Genomic DNA, 15,108 nt, shown 5'->3' on the forward strand with positions numbered 1-15,108 from the left:
TGGGCAGCCGATGTGAGAGCGACGACCCGGGCGCCTGGACCGAGCCTCGCCAGACTCGGTCCTGCCGTCAATGAAACAAGCAGCCGATGAGCGAACATCGCTACGCGGTAGCGGGGTTGTCTGAACTGCATTCGCCCTCGGCCAAGTCCACACCTGGCGCGGGTTGCTACCTCGGTGTCCCTGCGGGTCGGCATGCTGGACCGATGACGACACCAGGGCAGCCCTCCTCGCTCGACACCATCCGCAGCACGTTCCCGGAGCTGGACGCATGGGGCGGGCGTGGCAGCAAGGTGAACACCGGCGCGCCGGGCAGCGAGCTGGAGGCTGACGACGCCGAGTACATCGCTTGGCAGACCAGCCAACTCGCCGCGGCCGGCCTAATGACGGCACGCAACCACCTGCACGCCATCCGCGTGCACATCGAGGCCGGGGAGCAGTTCGGCGACGTGACCGGATCACTGATCCGCGGGGCCCTGCTCGGGTCCGCCCAGGCGGTGTGGATCCTCGCCCCGGATGACCGCGCCACCCGGCTGAAGCGGTCCCGGGTCGTCGCCTTGGAGGTCTGCGAGAACCACCGCAAGTTCCTCGCCGACCTGCTCCGCATCAACCCGAACGATAAGAACACGAAGACCGTGCACGACCACAACGTCGACCGCCTGGAGAAGCTGGAGGAGAAGCGCGAAGAACTCGGCGAGACCCTCACCTACTCCAGCACCTCGATCATCGAACAGGCCGCGGCTCACGCGATAGGCAAGGGCTTCGAGACCGAGGCTCGCGCGGAGTGGCGTCGATTCTCTGGCAACGCGCACGGACTGCCGTGGGCGCTGCTCGGCGGCGCCGGGACCACGCAGTCGGCCGCGGCAAGCGGCGGGCTCGCCCCCTTCACCGCCGGTGGATCGTTCGACGACGTGATCAACGGGTACGCCCTGGTGATCCGCCTCGTCCGACACGGGTGGGAGCTTTTCGACCGTCGAGCGGCCTAGCTCCTCCATTTCATGAGGCTATTGGGCACCTCGAACGACCGGATCTGCCGCGATGAGTTCGCCGCGCGTGTCGACACGTCATGGGAGCACGCCTAGCTCCGAGGCACTGAGACCGTGCCGCGCGGCGTGACGAGGACGGAGAGTCCTGCTGGCCCGGTCCAGAAGTAGGTGCCGGGATCGACACGCTCGTAGGACCACGCCCCCGAGGTCTTCGCCCGGTGGTGCCGCCGACACAGGGGTGCGAGCGACTCGGGCGAGGTCTGGCCCGGCGGCCCGCCGTCACCTGGGTCCTCGAACGGTGCGCGGTGGTCGAGGTCGCACTGGCGTGCGGGACGACCGCACCACGGGAAGACGCATGACTCGTCCCGGAGACGCACTTCATCGGCCATCCGTGGCGGCGGGTCGTGTCGGTCCACCGACCAGCGGTCGTCGGCAGCGACGTGGAGGACGGGCTGCACCGTGATGCGCGCTCGACCGGCCCAGTCGCGGACCAGGTCGAGGGACACCGGGCCGAGAGCCTCGGCCGACCCGGTCGCGCGCGTGTCGCCCGCGACGACGTCGGCGAGCGAGGCGTGGAGGTAGAGCCGCACCTTCGCGTCACACCGGCCGAGCGCCCGACGGCGGGCCTGCTCGTGCGCCTCGGGGTCTGGAGCGTGGACGAGCGTCGTCAGGTCGAGGCGTGCCTGCGCGTCTGCGATCACCCCGAGCGCCTTGGCCTTGCGGACGCCGAGGTTGTCGGTGTCGCCGAGCGCGCAGAGGGCCTCGGCCTCCGCGCAGACGATGTCGTGGAAGCGCGTCAGGTCGAAGGTGTCGCCGCTGGCGTGCAGCTCGGACGTGCCGGTGTAGTGGAGCGGGTCGGGGTGGACCAGCACCACGTCCCACGACAGCCGTGCCGCCGCCTCGCGATCGGCCTGGTCCTCCCTGTCGCAGCGTGCGGCGGCCTCGGCGACGAGGCGGTCGAGGGCTGCGGCGCTGAGCCTCGACGCACGGCCGGCGAGCTGCCGGTCCACCCACCTGGCAGCGTCGAACGAGAGGTGCCGCGTGCGGGTGGCGACCCGCCTCGCCTTCCAGGCCGGCACCGTCAGCGCCTGGGTCTGGTCCCACAGCAGCGGGAGACGGTGGTGCAGGTCGAGCGCGTCGGCGAGCAACGTCGAAGCCGACGCGGGCGAGCACCCGAGCGCCACCGCCAGCGGCTCGGGGGTGAACGCGGCGACGGTGGGCGTGCCGGCTCCGCCCAGGGTCTCGGGCGCCGTCAGCACCGCGGGCAGGGACGGGCCGCCAGGCGTCTCGGAAGAGTCGACAGCAGGATGCGCCACCGCCCACTGGTAGGCGATGCGCAGCTTGTGGACCTCGCCCTCCCGCAGGAGCGCCTCGACCTCCGTCGCCTCCGACAGCAACGCACCCTCAGCCATGTCCTCGAGGTCGGTGACCCCCGGGCCGAGGGCTGTGGTTGCTGTCATGGACCAACTCAACCAGAGCCCACCGACAGTGGGGCGGGGCGCGAAAGGGGCCTGTGGCGAGGGTTTCGAGGCAGCGGTTCGCCACTCGATCAGTCGAGTCAGGGAGCCGCAGGGCGGTCGACGTACACCCAGGTGTCCACGAGCTCGCCGTCCTCGCGGCGCGCTTGCGTCAGCACCCGTGAGTAGCCGGGCCCCTCGAACTCGTCGAGCGCGCTCCAGTGGGCGGCAAGTGCAGGCGCCGTGAAGAGGAACCCAGCCACCTCGGGTCCGTCGGTCCGGAGGGCGAGCGCGGGGTATCCGTGCGTGGCGCCCCAGCCGACGTCGAGCAGGTCACCGCGCAACGTGGCCGGGACCCAGGTCCCGTCCAGCGGTTCGAGCACGTGCGCGTTGGGTCGGCCCGGAGCGAGGGTCCCGTAGACGAAGAGGTGGTCCATCAGAGCGAGGCGAGCCAGTCATCGATCGCGACGTCGCCGTCGCCGAAGACGAGGGTCTTGCGGTGCGCCCGCGGGTCTCCCAGCACGGCGAGCGTGACCTGCGCGACGAGCTCGCGCGAGGTCGTGTCGCCCTCGCCCGAGCGGGCGTGCGGGTTGACCGCACCCCGGCCGGGCTCGAGGGTCAGGCTTCCGGGTCCGAGGACCGTCCAGTCGAGGCCCGACGCGCGGAGGTGCTCGTCGGCTGCGATCTTGGCGTCCTGGTAGGACCGGAACGGGTTGTCCTCCGGGACCAGCGAGTCCCCGTTGGCGCCCGAGAAGGACACCATCACGTAGCGCCCGACGCCGGCGGTCTGCGCCGCATCCATCGACCGGATCGCGGCGTCGCGGTCGACCGCGAACGTGCGCTCCGGGTCGCCGCCACCGGCGCCCGCCGACCAGACCACGGCGTCCTGCCCGGACAGCAGGTCGGCCAGGGCGTTCGTGTCGGCGTCCTCCACCGAGGAGACCAGGGCGGTCGCGCCGGTCGCCTCGACGTCGGCGACGTGGTCGGGGTTGCGGATCACCGAGGTGACCTCGTGCCCCGCCTCCACCAGCAACGGTGCCAGGATGAGCGCGATCTTGCCGTGTCCGCCGATGATGGTGACTCGCATGGTCCCGACCGTACCGGGCGGGTCTCGTGACGGTCGTTGCACGACCTCCTCGACAAGCGGGTCGTAGGTTGGCGCGCGTGCAGACCTCCACCCACGACCTGGCCATCGGCGAGCGGGAGGTCCGCAAGGAGTTCGTCCCCGACCACGAGGCGCAGGCCGAGCGGGAGTGGGCGTGCCTGACGGTCCTCGCCGAGCACGCGCCGGGCCTCGCGCCGCGGCCGCTGCGCCGCGAGGACGGCGACCGCCCGGTCGTCGTGATGTCGCGCGTCCCGGGGGAACCGGTGGCGCCGCGTCCGTTGACGTCCGGCGAGACCGCTGCGTTGGGAGCGGCCCTCCGCCGGCTGTACGACGTACCGGTCGAGGCGGTGACGGCTGCCGGGATCGGGCCGCGGAGGTACGGCGCCGACACCCTGCCGGGGATGCTCGTCGAGTGGCTCGCCGACGAGCACGACCTCGAGCAGTGCCGTGACCCGGCGCTGGTGGCGGACGCCCTGGCTCTCGCGCGGGCGTACGTCGCCGCTCCGCCGCTGCCCGAGCCGCGGCTCACCGCCCTCGGGATCGCCGACCTCAACCCGGCCAACGTCCTCCTCCACGACGGGGAGGTGCGGCTGGTCGACTTCGAGGACGGAGGCCTCAGCGACCCGGCGTACGAGCTCGCGGACCACGTCGAGCACCTCGGCAGCCGCCTGCCCGGTGTGTACGACGTCGACGCCCTGCCGGCGGCCGTCGGGCTCGACGCCGAGGGGAGGGAGCGGATGGCCGCCTACCGGCCCCTCTTCGCGGCGTTCTGGCTCGCGATGCTCCTGCCGGGCAACGGGGGCTGGCGGCGCAACCCGCGGGGGACCACCGAGGCCCACGCCCAGCATTTCATGGCTCTCGCGGGCCACCACTAGACTCGTCGGTCGGCGCCGGGCCGTGGCCCGCCCACGGACTCCTTGACAACACGACGAAGGCGGACATCACACCATGGCAACCACCAACGACCTCAAGAACGGCATGGTCCTCAAGATCGAGGGTCAGCTCTGGGCCGTCGTCGAGTTCCAGCACGTGAAGCCCGGCAAGGGCCCGGCCTTCGTGCGCACCAAGCTCCGCAACGTCGAGTCGGGCAAGAACGTCGACAAGACCTTCAACGCCGGCACCAAGGTCGAGACGGCCAACGTCGACAAGCGCACCATGCAGTACCTCTACAACGACGGCTCGTCCTACGTCTTCATGGACACCAGCACCTACGAGCAGCTCGAGGTCACCCCCGAGGTCGTGGGCGACGCGAAGAACTTCATGCTGGAGAACCAGGAGGCGATCGTCGCCACCAACGAGGGCCGCGTCCTCTTCATAGAGCTGCCGGCGTCCGTCGAGCTGCTCATCGCCGAGACCGAGCCGGGCCTGCAGGGCGACCGCTCGACCGGCGGCACGAAGCCGGCCACGCTCGAGACCGGCCACACCATCGCGGTGCCGCTCTTCATCACCACCGGCGAGAAGGTCAAGGTCGACACCCGCGACTCGTCGTACCTCGGCCGCGTCAAGGCCTGACACCAGGTGGCTGCCCGTTCGAAGGCCCGCAAGCGCGCGCTGGACATCCTGTTCGCCTCCGAGCTCCGCTCGGAGGACCCCGTGGTCGCGCTCGAGCGCGCCATCGAGGCCGGCGAGGGTCCGACCAACGACTACACCACGACGCTGGTGCGGGGCGTGGTCGAGCACCGTGAGCGCATCGACGAGGTGCTGACGACCTACAGCAAGGGCTGGACGCTCAGCCGGATGCCCGCGGTCGACCGCAACGTGCTCCGCATCGGCGTCTACGAGCTGCTGTGGGGCGACGACGACGTGCCCCCCAGCGTGGCCGTGAGCGAGGCGCTGCACCTGGTGCAGGACCTGTCCACCGACGACTCGCCGGCCTTCGTCAACGGGCTGCTCGGCTCGATCCAGCGCGACCGCGCCAGCCTGGTCTGAGGCGCGCGCGGGGCCGCTGCGGCGGGTGGGGCGGACCGCCCTCACCCGCAGGGGTCAGCCGACTCGCGGCGCCGGTGCGCGAGGTCCTAGGTTGGCGCCATGAACGCCCCCACGCGCAGCGCCGAGCAGGCCAACAACAGCGAATGGATGGACCACGCGATCCGCGCCGGTCTCGTGGCCTACGGCGTCGTCCACCTGCTCGTCGGGTGGCTGGCGCTGCAGCTCGCCTTCGGTGAGAAGGAGGACAGCGCCTCCAACTCCGGCGCCCTCCACTACCTCGCCCAGCAGCCCATGGGCGGCGTGCTGGTGTGGTTGATCGCCGTCGGCATGTTCCTGCTCGTCCTGTGGCGGCTGCTGGAGTTCGCCTTCGGCTACCGCGAGGAGTCGGACGACACCAAGCGGTGGCGCAAGCGACTCACTGCGTTGTTCAAGGCGGTCATCTACGGCGTGATCGGCTGGAGCGCGGTGAAGACCGCGACCGGCTCCGGCGGCTCCGGCGGCGGGACGGACTCGACGACCTCCAAGCTGATGGACCTCCCCGGCGGCCAGCTGATCGTGGGCGCCGTCGGACTGGCGATCATCGGCTATGGCGGCTCGCTGGTCTACCGCGGCTGGACCGAGAAGTTCCGCGAGCACCTCGATGCCCAGGGACAGGCCGGCAAGGACGGCTCGGTCTACGTCAAGCTCGGCAAGGTCGGCTACATCGCCAAGGGCGTGGCGATCGCGATCGTGGGCGGGCTGTTCTGCTACGCCGCGATCACCCACGACCCGAAGAAGTCGGGCGGTCTCGACCAGGCGCTGCAGACGGTGCTCGAGCAGCCGTTCGGCCAGGTGCTCCTGACCGCCATCGCGCTCGGCATCGCCTCCTACGGCGCTTTCTGCTTCGCGCGGGCCAAGCACCTCTCGCGCTAGCGACCCCGGGTCGGGCTTCCCGTGCTCGCGGGAGCCCCGGCGGCGACCGCCAGTGCGGAGGCGACCATGTGGTCGCGCACCTGCTCGGCGGTGACGCGGCTGATCCGCGGCACGCCCGGCTCCTCCTCGGAGACCCGCATCGCGACCCGACCCAGCTGGAGGGTGCCGAGCCCGCTGGCGTAGAGCATGTTGGCGAGCAGGCCCGGGTCGTCGACGTGGAAGTCGCCGCTCTCCGCGCCCGCGGTGATCGTGCGGGTCAGCACCGACAGGCAGCCGCTGATGGCCTGCCCCAGGCGGTACATCGCGCTCTCGCTGACCTCCTCGAGCAGGTCGCCGCCGGGGCGTCGCATGATCGCCTGCGCGCAGTCGACGAACGCGGGATGGGCCAGGCCGTAGTCCACGAACGCCTCCACGAGGCGTACGAGCTGGTCGCGCGGCTCGTCCGTGACGGCTGCCGCCTGCTCGAGCGCCACCCGCAGCTCGTCGAGGTACTGCACCAGCGTGAGGCTGAACAGCTCCTCCTTGCCGGTGAAGTGGCGGTAGATGATCGCGCGGTTGATGCCGACCGCCCGGGCGATGTCCTCGATCTGGGCGTCCCGGACGCCGCGCTCGTCGAAGAGCCGGCGCGTGGCGGAGATGATCTCGGCCTCGCGCCGCCGCCGCCGGGTCGCAGCGGTGCCACCCCGTGCGGGCGCGTTCGCGGATGTCGGCTCGCTGCTCATGGCGGTCAGTCTAGGTAGGTCGTCGCCCGCGCCCCGGTCTGGTTCGATGCCGGGGTGTTGGTCGCTGCTGTCCGTCGTGCCGTCGCCGTGTCAGGCACGGCGCTCGTCGTCGCGGTCCTCGGAGCGGTCCTCGGCGCGCTGCTCGCGCCCGCCGGTGCCTCAGTTGCCAGCGGCGATGGACGCTTCGCCGGGACGGCTCGGCTGCCCGGTTGCTCCGGGGCGGTCGTGCGGTGGCCCGCTGCCCTCGACACCGACCGTGCCGTCGTCCTCACCAACGGCCACTGCGTGCGGCAGCCGTTCCTCGGCGCCCGCGAGGTGCTGGTGGGCGAGAAGCGCTGGACCCGGGTCGACCTCCTCGACGGTCAGGGGCGGGTCGCGCTCGAGGCGCGGGCCGTGCGGCTGCAGTACGCCTCGATGTACCGCACCGACATCGCCCTGCTGACGCTGAGGGAGACGTACGCCGACCTGGCCGGCGACGGTGTCACTCCGCTGTCCCTGGCCGCCGAGGGACCGTCGCGCGGCGACCGGATCCGGATCCCGTCCGGCTACTGGACCGAGCAGCGCGCCTGCACGACCACCGGGACGGCGTACCGGCTCCACGAGCGCGCGTGGGACTGGTGGGGCTCGATCCGGCTGCCGGCCAGAGACGGCTGCGCGATCCGCGGCGGCTACTCCGGCTCGCCGATCGTGTCGCGCGAGACCGGGCTGGTGGTCGGGGTCGCCAACACCGGCTACGTCGGCGGCCGCCGCTGCATCGACTCCGCCTGCGAGGAGAGCCGCCGCGGTCGGATCGTCATGCGCAAGGGCATGAACTACGGGCAGCAGACGTCATGGCTGCTCGGCTGCCTCGACGCCGGCCGGACGTTCGACCTCGACGTCCCCGGCTGCCGGCTGGCGAAGCCACGCGGCTGACGGGCCTCGGCCCGCTCACGCGGTGACGTGCGAGCGCACTGTCTCGATCGTGTCCGCCTCGTGGGGGCCCTTGTCGTCGCGGTAGCGCAGCACCCGGGCGAAGCGGAGCGCGACACCGCCGGGGTAGCGAGTCGAGCGCTGGAGTCCGTCGAAGGCGATCTCCACGACCTGGAGCGGCCGCAGCTCCACGACGTAGCTGTCGCGGAGGGTCGTGGGGGAGACGGCGAGCTCGGTGAACCGCTCGGTCTGCCACGCGAGCATCTCGTCGGTCATGCCCTTGAACGTCTTGCCGAGCATGACGAAGCCGGTCTCGGATGACTCGTCGCGCGCGCCGAGGTGGATGTTGGACAGCCACCCCTCGCGCCGCCCGGACCCCCACTCGACGGCGAGGACCACCAGGTCGAGGGTGTGCCGCGGCTTGACCTTGACCCACGCCGAGCCGCGACGCCCGGCGGCGTAGGGGGCCGACAGGTCCTTGAGCACGACGCCCTCGTGGCCCGCGGCGACGGTCTCGGTCGCGAACGCGTCGGCGGCCTGCGGGTCGGCGGTCACGAGGCGACGCACGCGGTGCTGCTCCGGGACGAGCGCGTCGAGCGCCTCGAGGCGCTCGTGGCCGGGGGAGTCGAGCAGGTCGCGGCCGTCGACGTGCAGCAGGTCGAAGAAGTGGGGGGTGACGGCGACGCCGGAGTCCTGCGCGGTGCGGCTGGCCGTGTCCTGGAAGGCCATCGGGCGCCCGTCGCCGGAGAGGGCGAGCGCCTCGCCGTCGAGGACGAAGCGCTCGGCGGGGAGGGAGCGGGCGACCTCGACCACCTCGGGGAGCCGCCCGGTGATGTCGTCGAGGCTGCGGGTCACGACGAGCACCTCGTCGCCGTCGCGGTGCACCTGGATGCGGATCCCGTCGAGCTTGGCGTCGATCGCGACCTCGGTCTCGCCGTCGGGGGAGAGGCCCCCCATCGCGGCAGCGACGTCGGGCGCGCTGGAGGCGAGCATCGGCATGATCGGTCGGCCGACCTCGAGCCCGATCCCGTCCAGCGCCTCCTCGCCCGCGAACGCCGCCCCGGCGGCTGCCACCGTCGAGCCGGCCAGCATCGCGGCACGCCGCACCGCAGCGAGCGGCACGTCGGCCACCTGGGCCACGGCCTCCTGCGTGACCGCGTCGAGCGCACCCTGCCGGACGTTGCCGGTGACGATCGCACGCAGCCACGCCTGCTCGGCAGCGGTCGCTCGGCCGAACAGCTGCGCCACCGCCTCCTTCCGCGCGAGCTGCGACCCGGAGCCGGACAGGTGGGACATCGCCTCGAAGGCGTCGTGGACCTCGAGCACCGTCAGCGAGGGCTCGCCGGCGGGGGCGGGGAGGTCGCTGACGCCGCGCCAGCCCAGGCCCGTGCGCCGCTGGCGCAGCGCGCCGCCGAGGTAGGAGACCACGACCTCGAGCTCCTCGGGCTCGACACGACCGAGCAGCTCCGCGAGCGCGGCGACCTTGGCCTTGCGGGAGCGGGTGGCGGCCACGGCGGCGGAGGTGGCGACGAGCTCGGCGAGCAGCATGGACCCATCCTGCCGCCCGGCACCGACAGCGGTGCCACCCGAACGGGCAGGATGGTGGCCATGAGCACCACTCCCTCGGCCGCCTCGCTCTACGTGCCGCGGTTCAACGTGATGGACCCCGACGAGGTCCGCCCGTTCGTCGGCGCGGTCGCCACGGCGCAGCTCGTCACCGTCGGCGAGGACGGCGTGCCGGACGCGACGTTCCTGCCGGTGCTGTGGGAGGGCGACCGGCTGGTGGGCCACCTCGCTCGCGCGAACGGGCACTGGCGGCGGATCGTCGACGGCTCCCCGGCACTGGCGATCGTGACCGGCCCGGACACCTACGTGTCACCGTCCTGGTACGCCTCGAAGGCCGATCACGGCAAGGTCGTCCCGACGTGGAACTACTCGGTCGTCCACCTCCGCGGCCGGATCGCGGTGCACGACGACGCCTCCTGGGTGCGCGACCTGGTCACCCGGTTGACCGAGCGCCACGAGCAGCCGCGCCCGGAGCCGTGGGCCGTGACCGACGCTCCGGCCGACTACGTCGACAAGAACCTCCGCCCCATCGTCGGCGTCGAGCTCCTGGTCTCCTCGGTGGAGGCCAAGGCCAAGCTGAGCCAGAACCGCTCCGACGAGGACCGCGCCGGCGTCGCCACCGGCCTGGCCGCGGACGGACGCGAGCCGGACGGGCTCGTCGCCCCGTGACCCTCGTCCGCGAACGCTTCAGCGGCCGCATCGCCGGCGTGGGCAGCTCCAGCGGCGTACGCATCGTCGTCGGCCGGTGGGACGACTCGCCCTGGGGCGCGTTCGCCGACGTGATGGTCGAGGACGCCACCGGCCACCGGGTGCTCCTGGCCCCGTCGGAGCAGGTGCGCGACTTCGTGGCGGCGACGTACTCGTTCGACGAGCACGTCATCGAGCCGGTCACGGTCGAGGACACCGCCGACGGCTGGCAGGTGTCGACCCCGTCGCTCTCGCTGCGGCTGGTGACCGGTGGTCGTACGCCGCTGGGCGCGCTCCTCACCGCGGTGCCCAGCCGCCTCGCGACGTCGCCCGCCTGGTGCTCCGTCGTCGACCCCGTCGCCCGTGTCGTGCTGCGCGGCGTGCGCACCCGCGGGACGGCCGGCAACGACCGGCGCGAGTGGTACGGCGCGACGTCCGTCGTGGCGGTCACGAAGATCTCCGGGCGCTGGCGCGGTGCGGACCTGGGGGCGCTCACGCCGGTGGACCCGCCGTGCCGGTTCGGCTTCTCCAGCACGCCCAAGCGACCGTCGGTGACGAGCGTCGTGACCACGATCGAGCGGGCCGGGTAGGGGAGGGGCCATGGAGCGCAGGCAGCTGGAGTTCTTCCTCGCCATCGCCGAGGCAGGCAGCTTCACGCGGGCGTCGCAGGTGCTGCACATCGCCCAGCCGTCGTTGTCCCACTCGATGCGCACCCTCGAGGCCGAGCTCGGCTCGCCGCTGTTCGAGCGCCACGGCCGCGGCGTGCGGCTCACGGCTGCCGGTGAGGCGATGGTCGGGCCCGCCCGCCGGGCGGTCCGTTCCTTCGGGCTCGCGGCCAGCGCCGTGCGCGGCGTCGTCGAGGGAGACGTCGGGGTGCTGCGCATCGTCTCCAGCACGTCGTGGGCGGTCCATCCGCTCGTGGCACTGATCGGCGAGTTCCGCAGGCTGCGTCCGCAGGTGCGCTTCGAGGTGACGGACCCGGCAGCCCGTTCGGTGGTGCTCGACCAGGTGCGCAGCGGCCAGGTCGACTTCGGGCTCGTGGACGGACCACCGGCGGCGGGCCAGCTCGCCAGCCTCGAGCTGGCCGAGCAGCAGCTGCTCGCCGTGCTGCCCCCGGGCCGCGGCCCGCAGCTGACCACGACGATCGACGAGCTGCTCCAGCACGGTCTCATCGGCACGCCGCGCGGCACCGCCCTGCGCGACCTCCTGGACGCCCAGCTCGAGGCCGCCGGACAGCCGACCGACGTGATGGTCGAGACCGCGCACGTGGCGTCGGTCGTGCCCCTGGTCCTCTCCGGGGCGGGAGCGGCCGTGCTGCCCGAGGGGATGGCCGCGGACGCGGCGACCAAGGGTGCGCTGGTGGCGCGCCTGGAGCCCGAGAGCCGGGCCACGGTCTCGCTCGTGTGGCGCGCGGGTGGGTTGGAAGGCGCCGCGACGGACTTCCTGGACCACGTCCGCGAGCACCAGGCCGACCGGGCGCGCTGACCTGCTGTCGCGCCGCGACGGCCCGGACTCCGGTCGCCTCAGACATAGATCGCGCCTATGGCTGTCACTCACATCCGGTCTGACTCCCGGGGCGTCTGCGCTTGGATCTGGCAATCTGGTAAGTCTATCGTTTCACTCATATATTGATGATGTGCAACGAGGAGCTTCCATGAACCACCGCCCCACCCCCACCCGCCGCGGCGCACGGCTCGCGGTCCTCGCCACCCTCGGCCTCAGCGCGGTGCTCACCGGCTGCGCCGCTGACAGCGACACCGACGACGGCTTCGCCAGCAGCTCCTCCGGCGGCGGCACCGACTCCGTCGTCCTCGCCGAGCAGCCGTGGGTCGACCTGCAGGTCGAGAACGAGATCGCCGTCCAGGTCCTCGAGGAGATCGGCTACGACGCCTCGATCAAGAAGAACCTCTCGGTCGAGAACGCCGCGTCCGCGCTCGGCACGGGCGACATCGACGCCTACCTCGGCAACTGGTGGCCCTCGCAGGAGCCCACCTTCGGCGAGCTCATCGACGGGGGAGACGTGGATGTCGTCTCGACCATCGTGACCGGCACGGAGTACGCCCCTGCCGTGCCCGGCGACGTCGCCGAGGAGCTCGGTGTGAAGTCGCTCGCCGACCTCGACGAGCACGCCGACGAGTTCGGCCGCAAGATCTACGGCATCGAGGCCGGTTCTCCCGGCAACGAGACCATCCAGGCCGCCATCGACGCGGACGCCTACGGGCTCGGCGACTGGGAGCTCGTCGCCAGCGGCACCCCGGCGATGCTGGCGCAGGTCTCGAAGTCGCAGAAGGCCGGTGAGCCCATCGTCTTCCTCGCCTGGAGCCCGCACTGGATGACCGTCGAGTTCGGCACGGTCTTCCTCGAGGACCCCGAGGAGGTCTGGGGCGGCGCCGGCGAGATCCGTACCGTCACCCGCGCCGGCTTCGCCGACGAGAACCCCGAGATCAACGAGTTCCTCGGCAACCTCACCTTCACCACCGACCAGGCCGGCGAGTTCTACTACGCGCACGACAAGGACGGCGAGGAGCTCTCCGACATCGCCGCTGCGTGGATCGAGGCCAACCCCGACATCGTGGCGTCCTTCCTCGAGGGCGTCGACGACGCCGAGGGCGAGCCGGCGGCCGAGGCGTTCGCGTCATGACCACCGACGTCGACACGGCGGCGCAGCCGACCCACCGTGCCACCGAGCAACCGGCCATCGAGGGCCGGGGCCTGTCCAAGGTGTACGGCCTCGGCGACCGCCAGGCTGCGCGAGCCCTCGCGGCCGACGACCCGGCGGCTGCCGTCGCCGCCGCCGGCGGCTACCTCGGCGCCTCCGACGTGAGCTTCTCGATCGGCACGGGCGAGATGTTCGTCGTGATGGGCCTCTCCGGCTCCGGCAAGTCCACCGTGCTCCGGATGATCAACCGGCTCAACGAGCCCACCGCCGGCGAGCTGCTGATCGACGGTGAGGACATCACGAAGGTGAGCGACTCGCGCCTGCGCGAGATCCGCAACAACAAGATCGGCATGGTGTTCCAGCACTTCTCCCTGTTCCCGCACCGCACGGTCCGCGACAACGCGGCCTACGGCCTCAAGGTCCGCAGCGTGGGCAAGGCGGAGCGTCGCGAACGGGCCGACGCGGCCCTCGAGCGGGTCGGCCTGGGTGACCGTGGCGACAAGCTGCCGCACGAGCTCTCGGGGGGCATGCGGCAGCGCGTCGGCCTCGCCCGGGCGCTCGCGGTCGACCCGCCCGTCCTGCTGATGGACGAGCCGTTCTCGGCCCTCGACCCGCTGATCCGTCGCGACATGCAGGACCTGCTCCTCGAGCTGCAGGCCGAGGACCGCCGCACCACCGTGTTCGTCACGCACGACCTCAACGAGGCGATGCGGATCGGCGACCAGGTGATGGTGATGCGACAGGGCCGGGTCGTCCAGTGCGCCCCGGGGGCCGAGATCGTCGCGCACCCGGCCGACGAGTACGTCAGCGAGTTCGTGGCCGACGTCGACCGTGCGCGTGTGCTGACGGCGTACGACCTGCAGCGTCCCGCGAAGCTCGTCTTCGCCGTCGACGAGCGGCCCGACGCGGGCCTCCGCCGCCTCGGCGACAACGAGGCCCAGGGCGCGTACGTCGTGGGCCAGGACGAGCGGCTGCTCGGCGTGGTGACCGACGCGGCGCTCCTGGCCGCCGTCAACCGCGGCGACACAGACCTCTCCGCGGCGGTGTCGCAGGACTTCCACACCGTGGAGCCCACCGCGCACATCGGCGACTTCATGCACCGGGCCGGCCGCCAGGTCGTGCCCGTGACCGTGGTCGACGGACGGGGCAGGCTCAGCGGAGTCGTCCCGCGGGCGACGATCCTGTCCTCGCTCTCGACCGCTCCTGCCCAGGAGCGCGTGCGCGACGAGCGCCGGCTGGAGGTGGCCGCACGTGCCTGACCTGCGCATCGGTGAACGCGGCGAGAGCGTCATCGACCTCATGACCGAGCACCTCGGCGGCTTCTTCGACCTGCTCAAGGATATCCTGAACTTCGGCCTGCGCTCGGTCTACGACCTGCTCACCGTGCTGACCCCGGTGGCGATGGTCGTCGTCCTCGTGGTCCTGGCGGTCCTGGCGACCCGTCGCGTCCTGCTCTCGATCAGCCTCGGCCTCGGCCTGCTGCTCATCCAGTCCATGGACCTCTGGCCCGAGACGATGCAGACCATGGCGTCGGTCCTGGTGGCGACGGTCGTCGCCCTGCTGATCGGCATCCCTCTCGGCATCTGGTCGGCGTTCAACCCGGTGGTGCGCAGCGTGCTGCGGCCGGTGCTGGACCTGATGCAGACGCTGCCCGTGTTCGTCTACCTGCTGCCGACGATCCTGTTCTTCGGGGTCGGCGACGCCCCGGGCCTGGTCGCGACCATCGTCTTCTCGGTGCCGCCGGCCGTCCGGCTCACGCAGCTGGGCATCAACCAGGTCGACAGCGAGACGGTCGAGGCTTCGGTGGCCTTCGGCGCCTCGCGTCGCGAGGTGCTGCGCGAGGTGCAGCTCCCGCTCGCGATGCCGTCGATCATGACCGGCGTCAACCAGGTGATCATGCTCGCGCTGTCGATGGTGGTCGTCGCCGGCCTCGTCGGCGGAGCGGGGCTGGGCGGTGTCGTGGTGAACGCCGTCCAGGGGCTGCAGATCGCGGCCTCGATCGAGGGCGGCCTGGCCGTCGTCGTCATCGCCATCTACCTCGACCGCGTGACCTCCGCCCTCGGCGGCCAGGGTCGCGCGAACCCCGCCTGGTGGCCGCGCCGTCGCGCCGCCGCCCCCGCCGCGCCGGTGACCGCCGAGCCGGTCACCGTCGGCTGACCCCGAACCCACGAACGGAGCT

General features: G+C 72.0%; 17 protein-coding genes. 12 read left to right on the top strand and 5 right to left on the bottom strand.

All coding sequences use genetic code 11. The annotated features are described in order from the left end of the window. The first annotated feature begins 86 nt into the window (after nucleotides 1-86). Nucleotides 87-983 (top strand): hypothetical protein, encoded by an 897-nt coding sequence (locus JOD65_RS12460; protein WP_191197292.1) that lies wholly within the window; start codon nucleotides 87-89, stop codon nucleotides 981-983. 92 nt (nucleotides 984-1,075) lie between these two features. On the opposite strand, the gene JOD65_RS12465 is transcribed toward JOD65_RS12460, so the two are convergent. The 3 genes from JOD65_RS12465 to JOD65_RS12475 all read right to left on the bottom strand — a co-directional run bounded on the left by JOD65_RS12465 (nucleotide 1,076) and on the right by JOD65_RS12475 (nucleotide 3,527). Next, a complete protein-coding gene (locus tag JOD65_RS12465; RefSeq protein ID WP_191197291.1) occupies nucleotides 1,076-2,443 on the bottom strand; it encodes an HNH endonuclease signature motif containing protein in 1,368 nt (455 codons plus the stop codon). A gap of 98 nt (nucleotides 2,444-2,541) precedes the next feature. Continuing rightward, nucleotides 2,542-2,877 carry a gamma-glutamylcyclotransferase family protein gene (locus JOD65_RS12470; protein WP_191197290.1) on the bottom strand — a complete coding sequence of 112 codons (336 nt, stop codon included), beginning with the start codon at nucleotides 2,875-2,877 and terminating at the stop codon, nucleotides 2,542-2,544. Continuing rightward, nucleotides 2,877-3,527, bottom strand: coding sequence for an SDR family oxidoreductase (locus tag JOD65_RS12475; RefSeq protein WP_191197289.1), 651 nt, complete (start codon nucleotides 3,525-3,527; stop codon nucleotides 2,877-2,879). Before JOD65_RS12475 ends, JOD65_RS12470 begins: the two co-directional genes overlap by 1 nt. 77 nt (nucleotides 3,528-3,604) lie before the next feature. Between JOD65_RS12475 and JOD65_RS12480 the strand changes: the two genes are divergently transcribed. The 4 genes from JOD65_RS12480 to JOD65_RS12495 all read left to right on the top strand — a co-directional run bounded on the left by JOD65_RS12480 (nucleotide 3,605) and on the right by JOD65_RS12495 (nucleotide 6,386). Then, nucleotides 3,605-4,420, top strand: a complete 816-nt coding sequence (locus tag JOD65_RS12480) for an aminoglycoside phosphotransferase family protein (RefSeq protein WP_191197288.1) — start codon at nucleotides 3,605-3,607, stop codon at nucleotides 4,418-4,420. A 73-nt stretch (nucleotides 4,421-4,493) separates the two neighbouring features. Next, nucleotides 4,494-5,057, top strand: coding sequence for an elongation factor P (efp, locus tag JOD65_RS12485; RefSeq protein WP_191197287.1), 564 nt, complete (start codon nucleotides 4,494-4,496; stop codon nucleotides 5,055-5,057). Nucleotides 5,058-5,063: 6 nt separating this feature from the next. Then, nucleotides 5,064-5,474 carry a transcription antitermination factor NusB gene (gene nusB / locus JOD65_RS12490; RefSeq protein ID WP_191197286.1) on the top strand — a complete coding sequence of 137 codons (411 nt, stop codon included), beginning with the start codon at nucleotides 5,064-5,066 and terminating at the stop codon, nucleotides 5,472-5,474. A gap of 99 nt (nucleotides 5,475-5,573) precedes the next feature. Further along, nucleotides 5,574-6,386, top strand: a complete 813-nt coding sequence (locus JOD65_RS12495) for a DUF1206 domain-containing protein (protein WP_191197285.1) — start codon at nucleotides 5,574-5,576, stop codon at nucleotides 6,384-6,386. On the opposite strand, the gene JOD65_RS12500 is transcribed toward JOD65_RS12495, so the two are convergent. Continuing rightward, nucleotides 6,383-7,108, bottom strand: a complete 726-nt coding sequence (locus JOD65_RS12500) for a TetR/AcrR family transcriptional regulator (RefSeq protein ID WP_191197284.1) — start codon at nucleotides 7,106-7,108, stop codon at nucleotides 6,383-6,385. The two genes, JOD65_RS12495 and JOD65_RS12500, sit on opposite strands and share 4 nt — an antisense overlap. Before the next feature lie 54 nt (nucleotides 7,109-7,162). On the opposite strand from JOD65_RS12500, the gene JOD65_RS12505 reads away from it, so the two are divergent. After that, the gene (locus JOD65_RS12505; protein WP_191197283.1) at nucleotides 7,163-8,020 is read left to right on the top strand and encodes a S1 family peptidase; all 858 of its coding nucleotides are present in this window, start codon (nucleotides 7,163-7,165) and stop codon (nucleotides 8,018-8,020) included. A gap of 15 nt (nucleotides 8,021-8,035) precedes the next feature. Here JOD65_RS12505 and JOD65_RS12510 read toward each other — a convergent pair whose 3' ends face one another. Then, nucleotides 8,036-9,565 carry an ATP-dependent DNA ligase gene (locus JOD65_RS12510; RefSeq protein ID WP_191197282.1) on the bottom strand — a complete coding sequence of 510 codons (1,530 nt, stop codon included), beginning with the start codon at nucleotides 9,563-9,565 and terminating at the stop codon, nucleotides 8,036-8,038. 60 nt (nucleotides 9,566-9,625) lie between these two features. On the opposite strand from JOD65_RS12510, the gene JOD65_RS12515 reads away from it, so the two are divergent. The 6 genes from JOD65_RS12515 to JOD65_RS12540 all read left to right on the top strand — a co-directional run bounded on the left by JOD65_RS12515 (nucleotide 9,626) and on the right by JOD65_RS12540 (nucleotide 15,086). Then, nucleotides 9,626-10,252 carry an FMN-binding negative transcriptional regulator gene (locus JOD65_RS12515; protein WP_191197281.1) on the top strand — a complete coding sequence of 209 codons (627 nt, stop codon included), beginning with the start codon at nucleotides 9,626-9,628 and terminating at the stop codon, nucleotides 10,250-10,252. Further along, nucleotides 10,249-10,860 (top strand): hypothetical protein, encoded by a 612-nt coding sequence (locus JOD65_RS12520; protein ID WP_191197280.1) that lies wholly within the window; start codon nucleotides 10,249-10,251, stop codon nucleotides 10,858-10,860. The genes JOD65_RS12515 and JOD65_RS12520 overlap by 4 nt, the downstream gene beginning before the upstream one ends. A gap of 10 nt (nucleotides 10,861-10,870) precedes the next feature. Beyond that, nucleotides 10,871-11,755, top strand: a complete 885-nt coding sequence (locus JOD65_RS12525) for a LysR family transcriptional regulator (RefSeq protein ID WP_191197279.1) — start codon at nucleotides 10,871-10,873, stop codon at nucleotides 11,753-11,755. Between the two features lie 169 nt (nucleotides 11,756-11,924). Beyond that, nucleotides 11,925-12,911, top strand: coding sequence for an ABC transporter substrate-binding protein (locus JOD65_RS12530; RefSeq protein WP_191197278.1), 987 nt, complete (start codon nucleotides 11,925-11,927; stop codon nucleotides 12,909-12,911). Then, nucleotides 12,908-14,188, top strand: coding sequence for a quaternary amine ABC transporter ATP-binding protein (locus JOD65_RS12535; protein WP_191197277.1), 1,281 nt, complete (start codon nucleotides 12,908-12,910; stop codon nucleotides 14,186-14,188). The genes JOD65_RS12530 and JOD65_RS12535 overlap by 4 nt, the downstream gene beginning before the upstream one ends. Further along, nucleotides 14,181-15,086 carry an ABC transporter permease gene (locus JOD65_RS12540; RefSeq protein WP_191197276.1) on the top strand — a complete coding sequence of 302 codons (906 nt, stop codon included), beginning with the start codon at nucleotides 14,181-14,183 and terminating at the stop codon, nucleotides 15,084-15,086. Before JOD65_RS12535 ends, JOD65_RS12540 begins: the two co-directional genes overlap by 8 nt. Nucleotides 15,087-15,108: the final 22 nt, after the last annotated feature.

The organism is Nocardioides cavernae, from assembly GCF_016907475.1.
Lineage (GTDB): Bacteria > Actinomycetota > Actinomycetes > Propionibacteriales > Nocardioidaceae > Nocardioides > Nocardioides cavernae.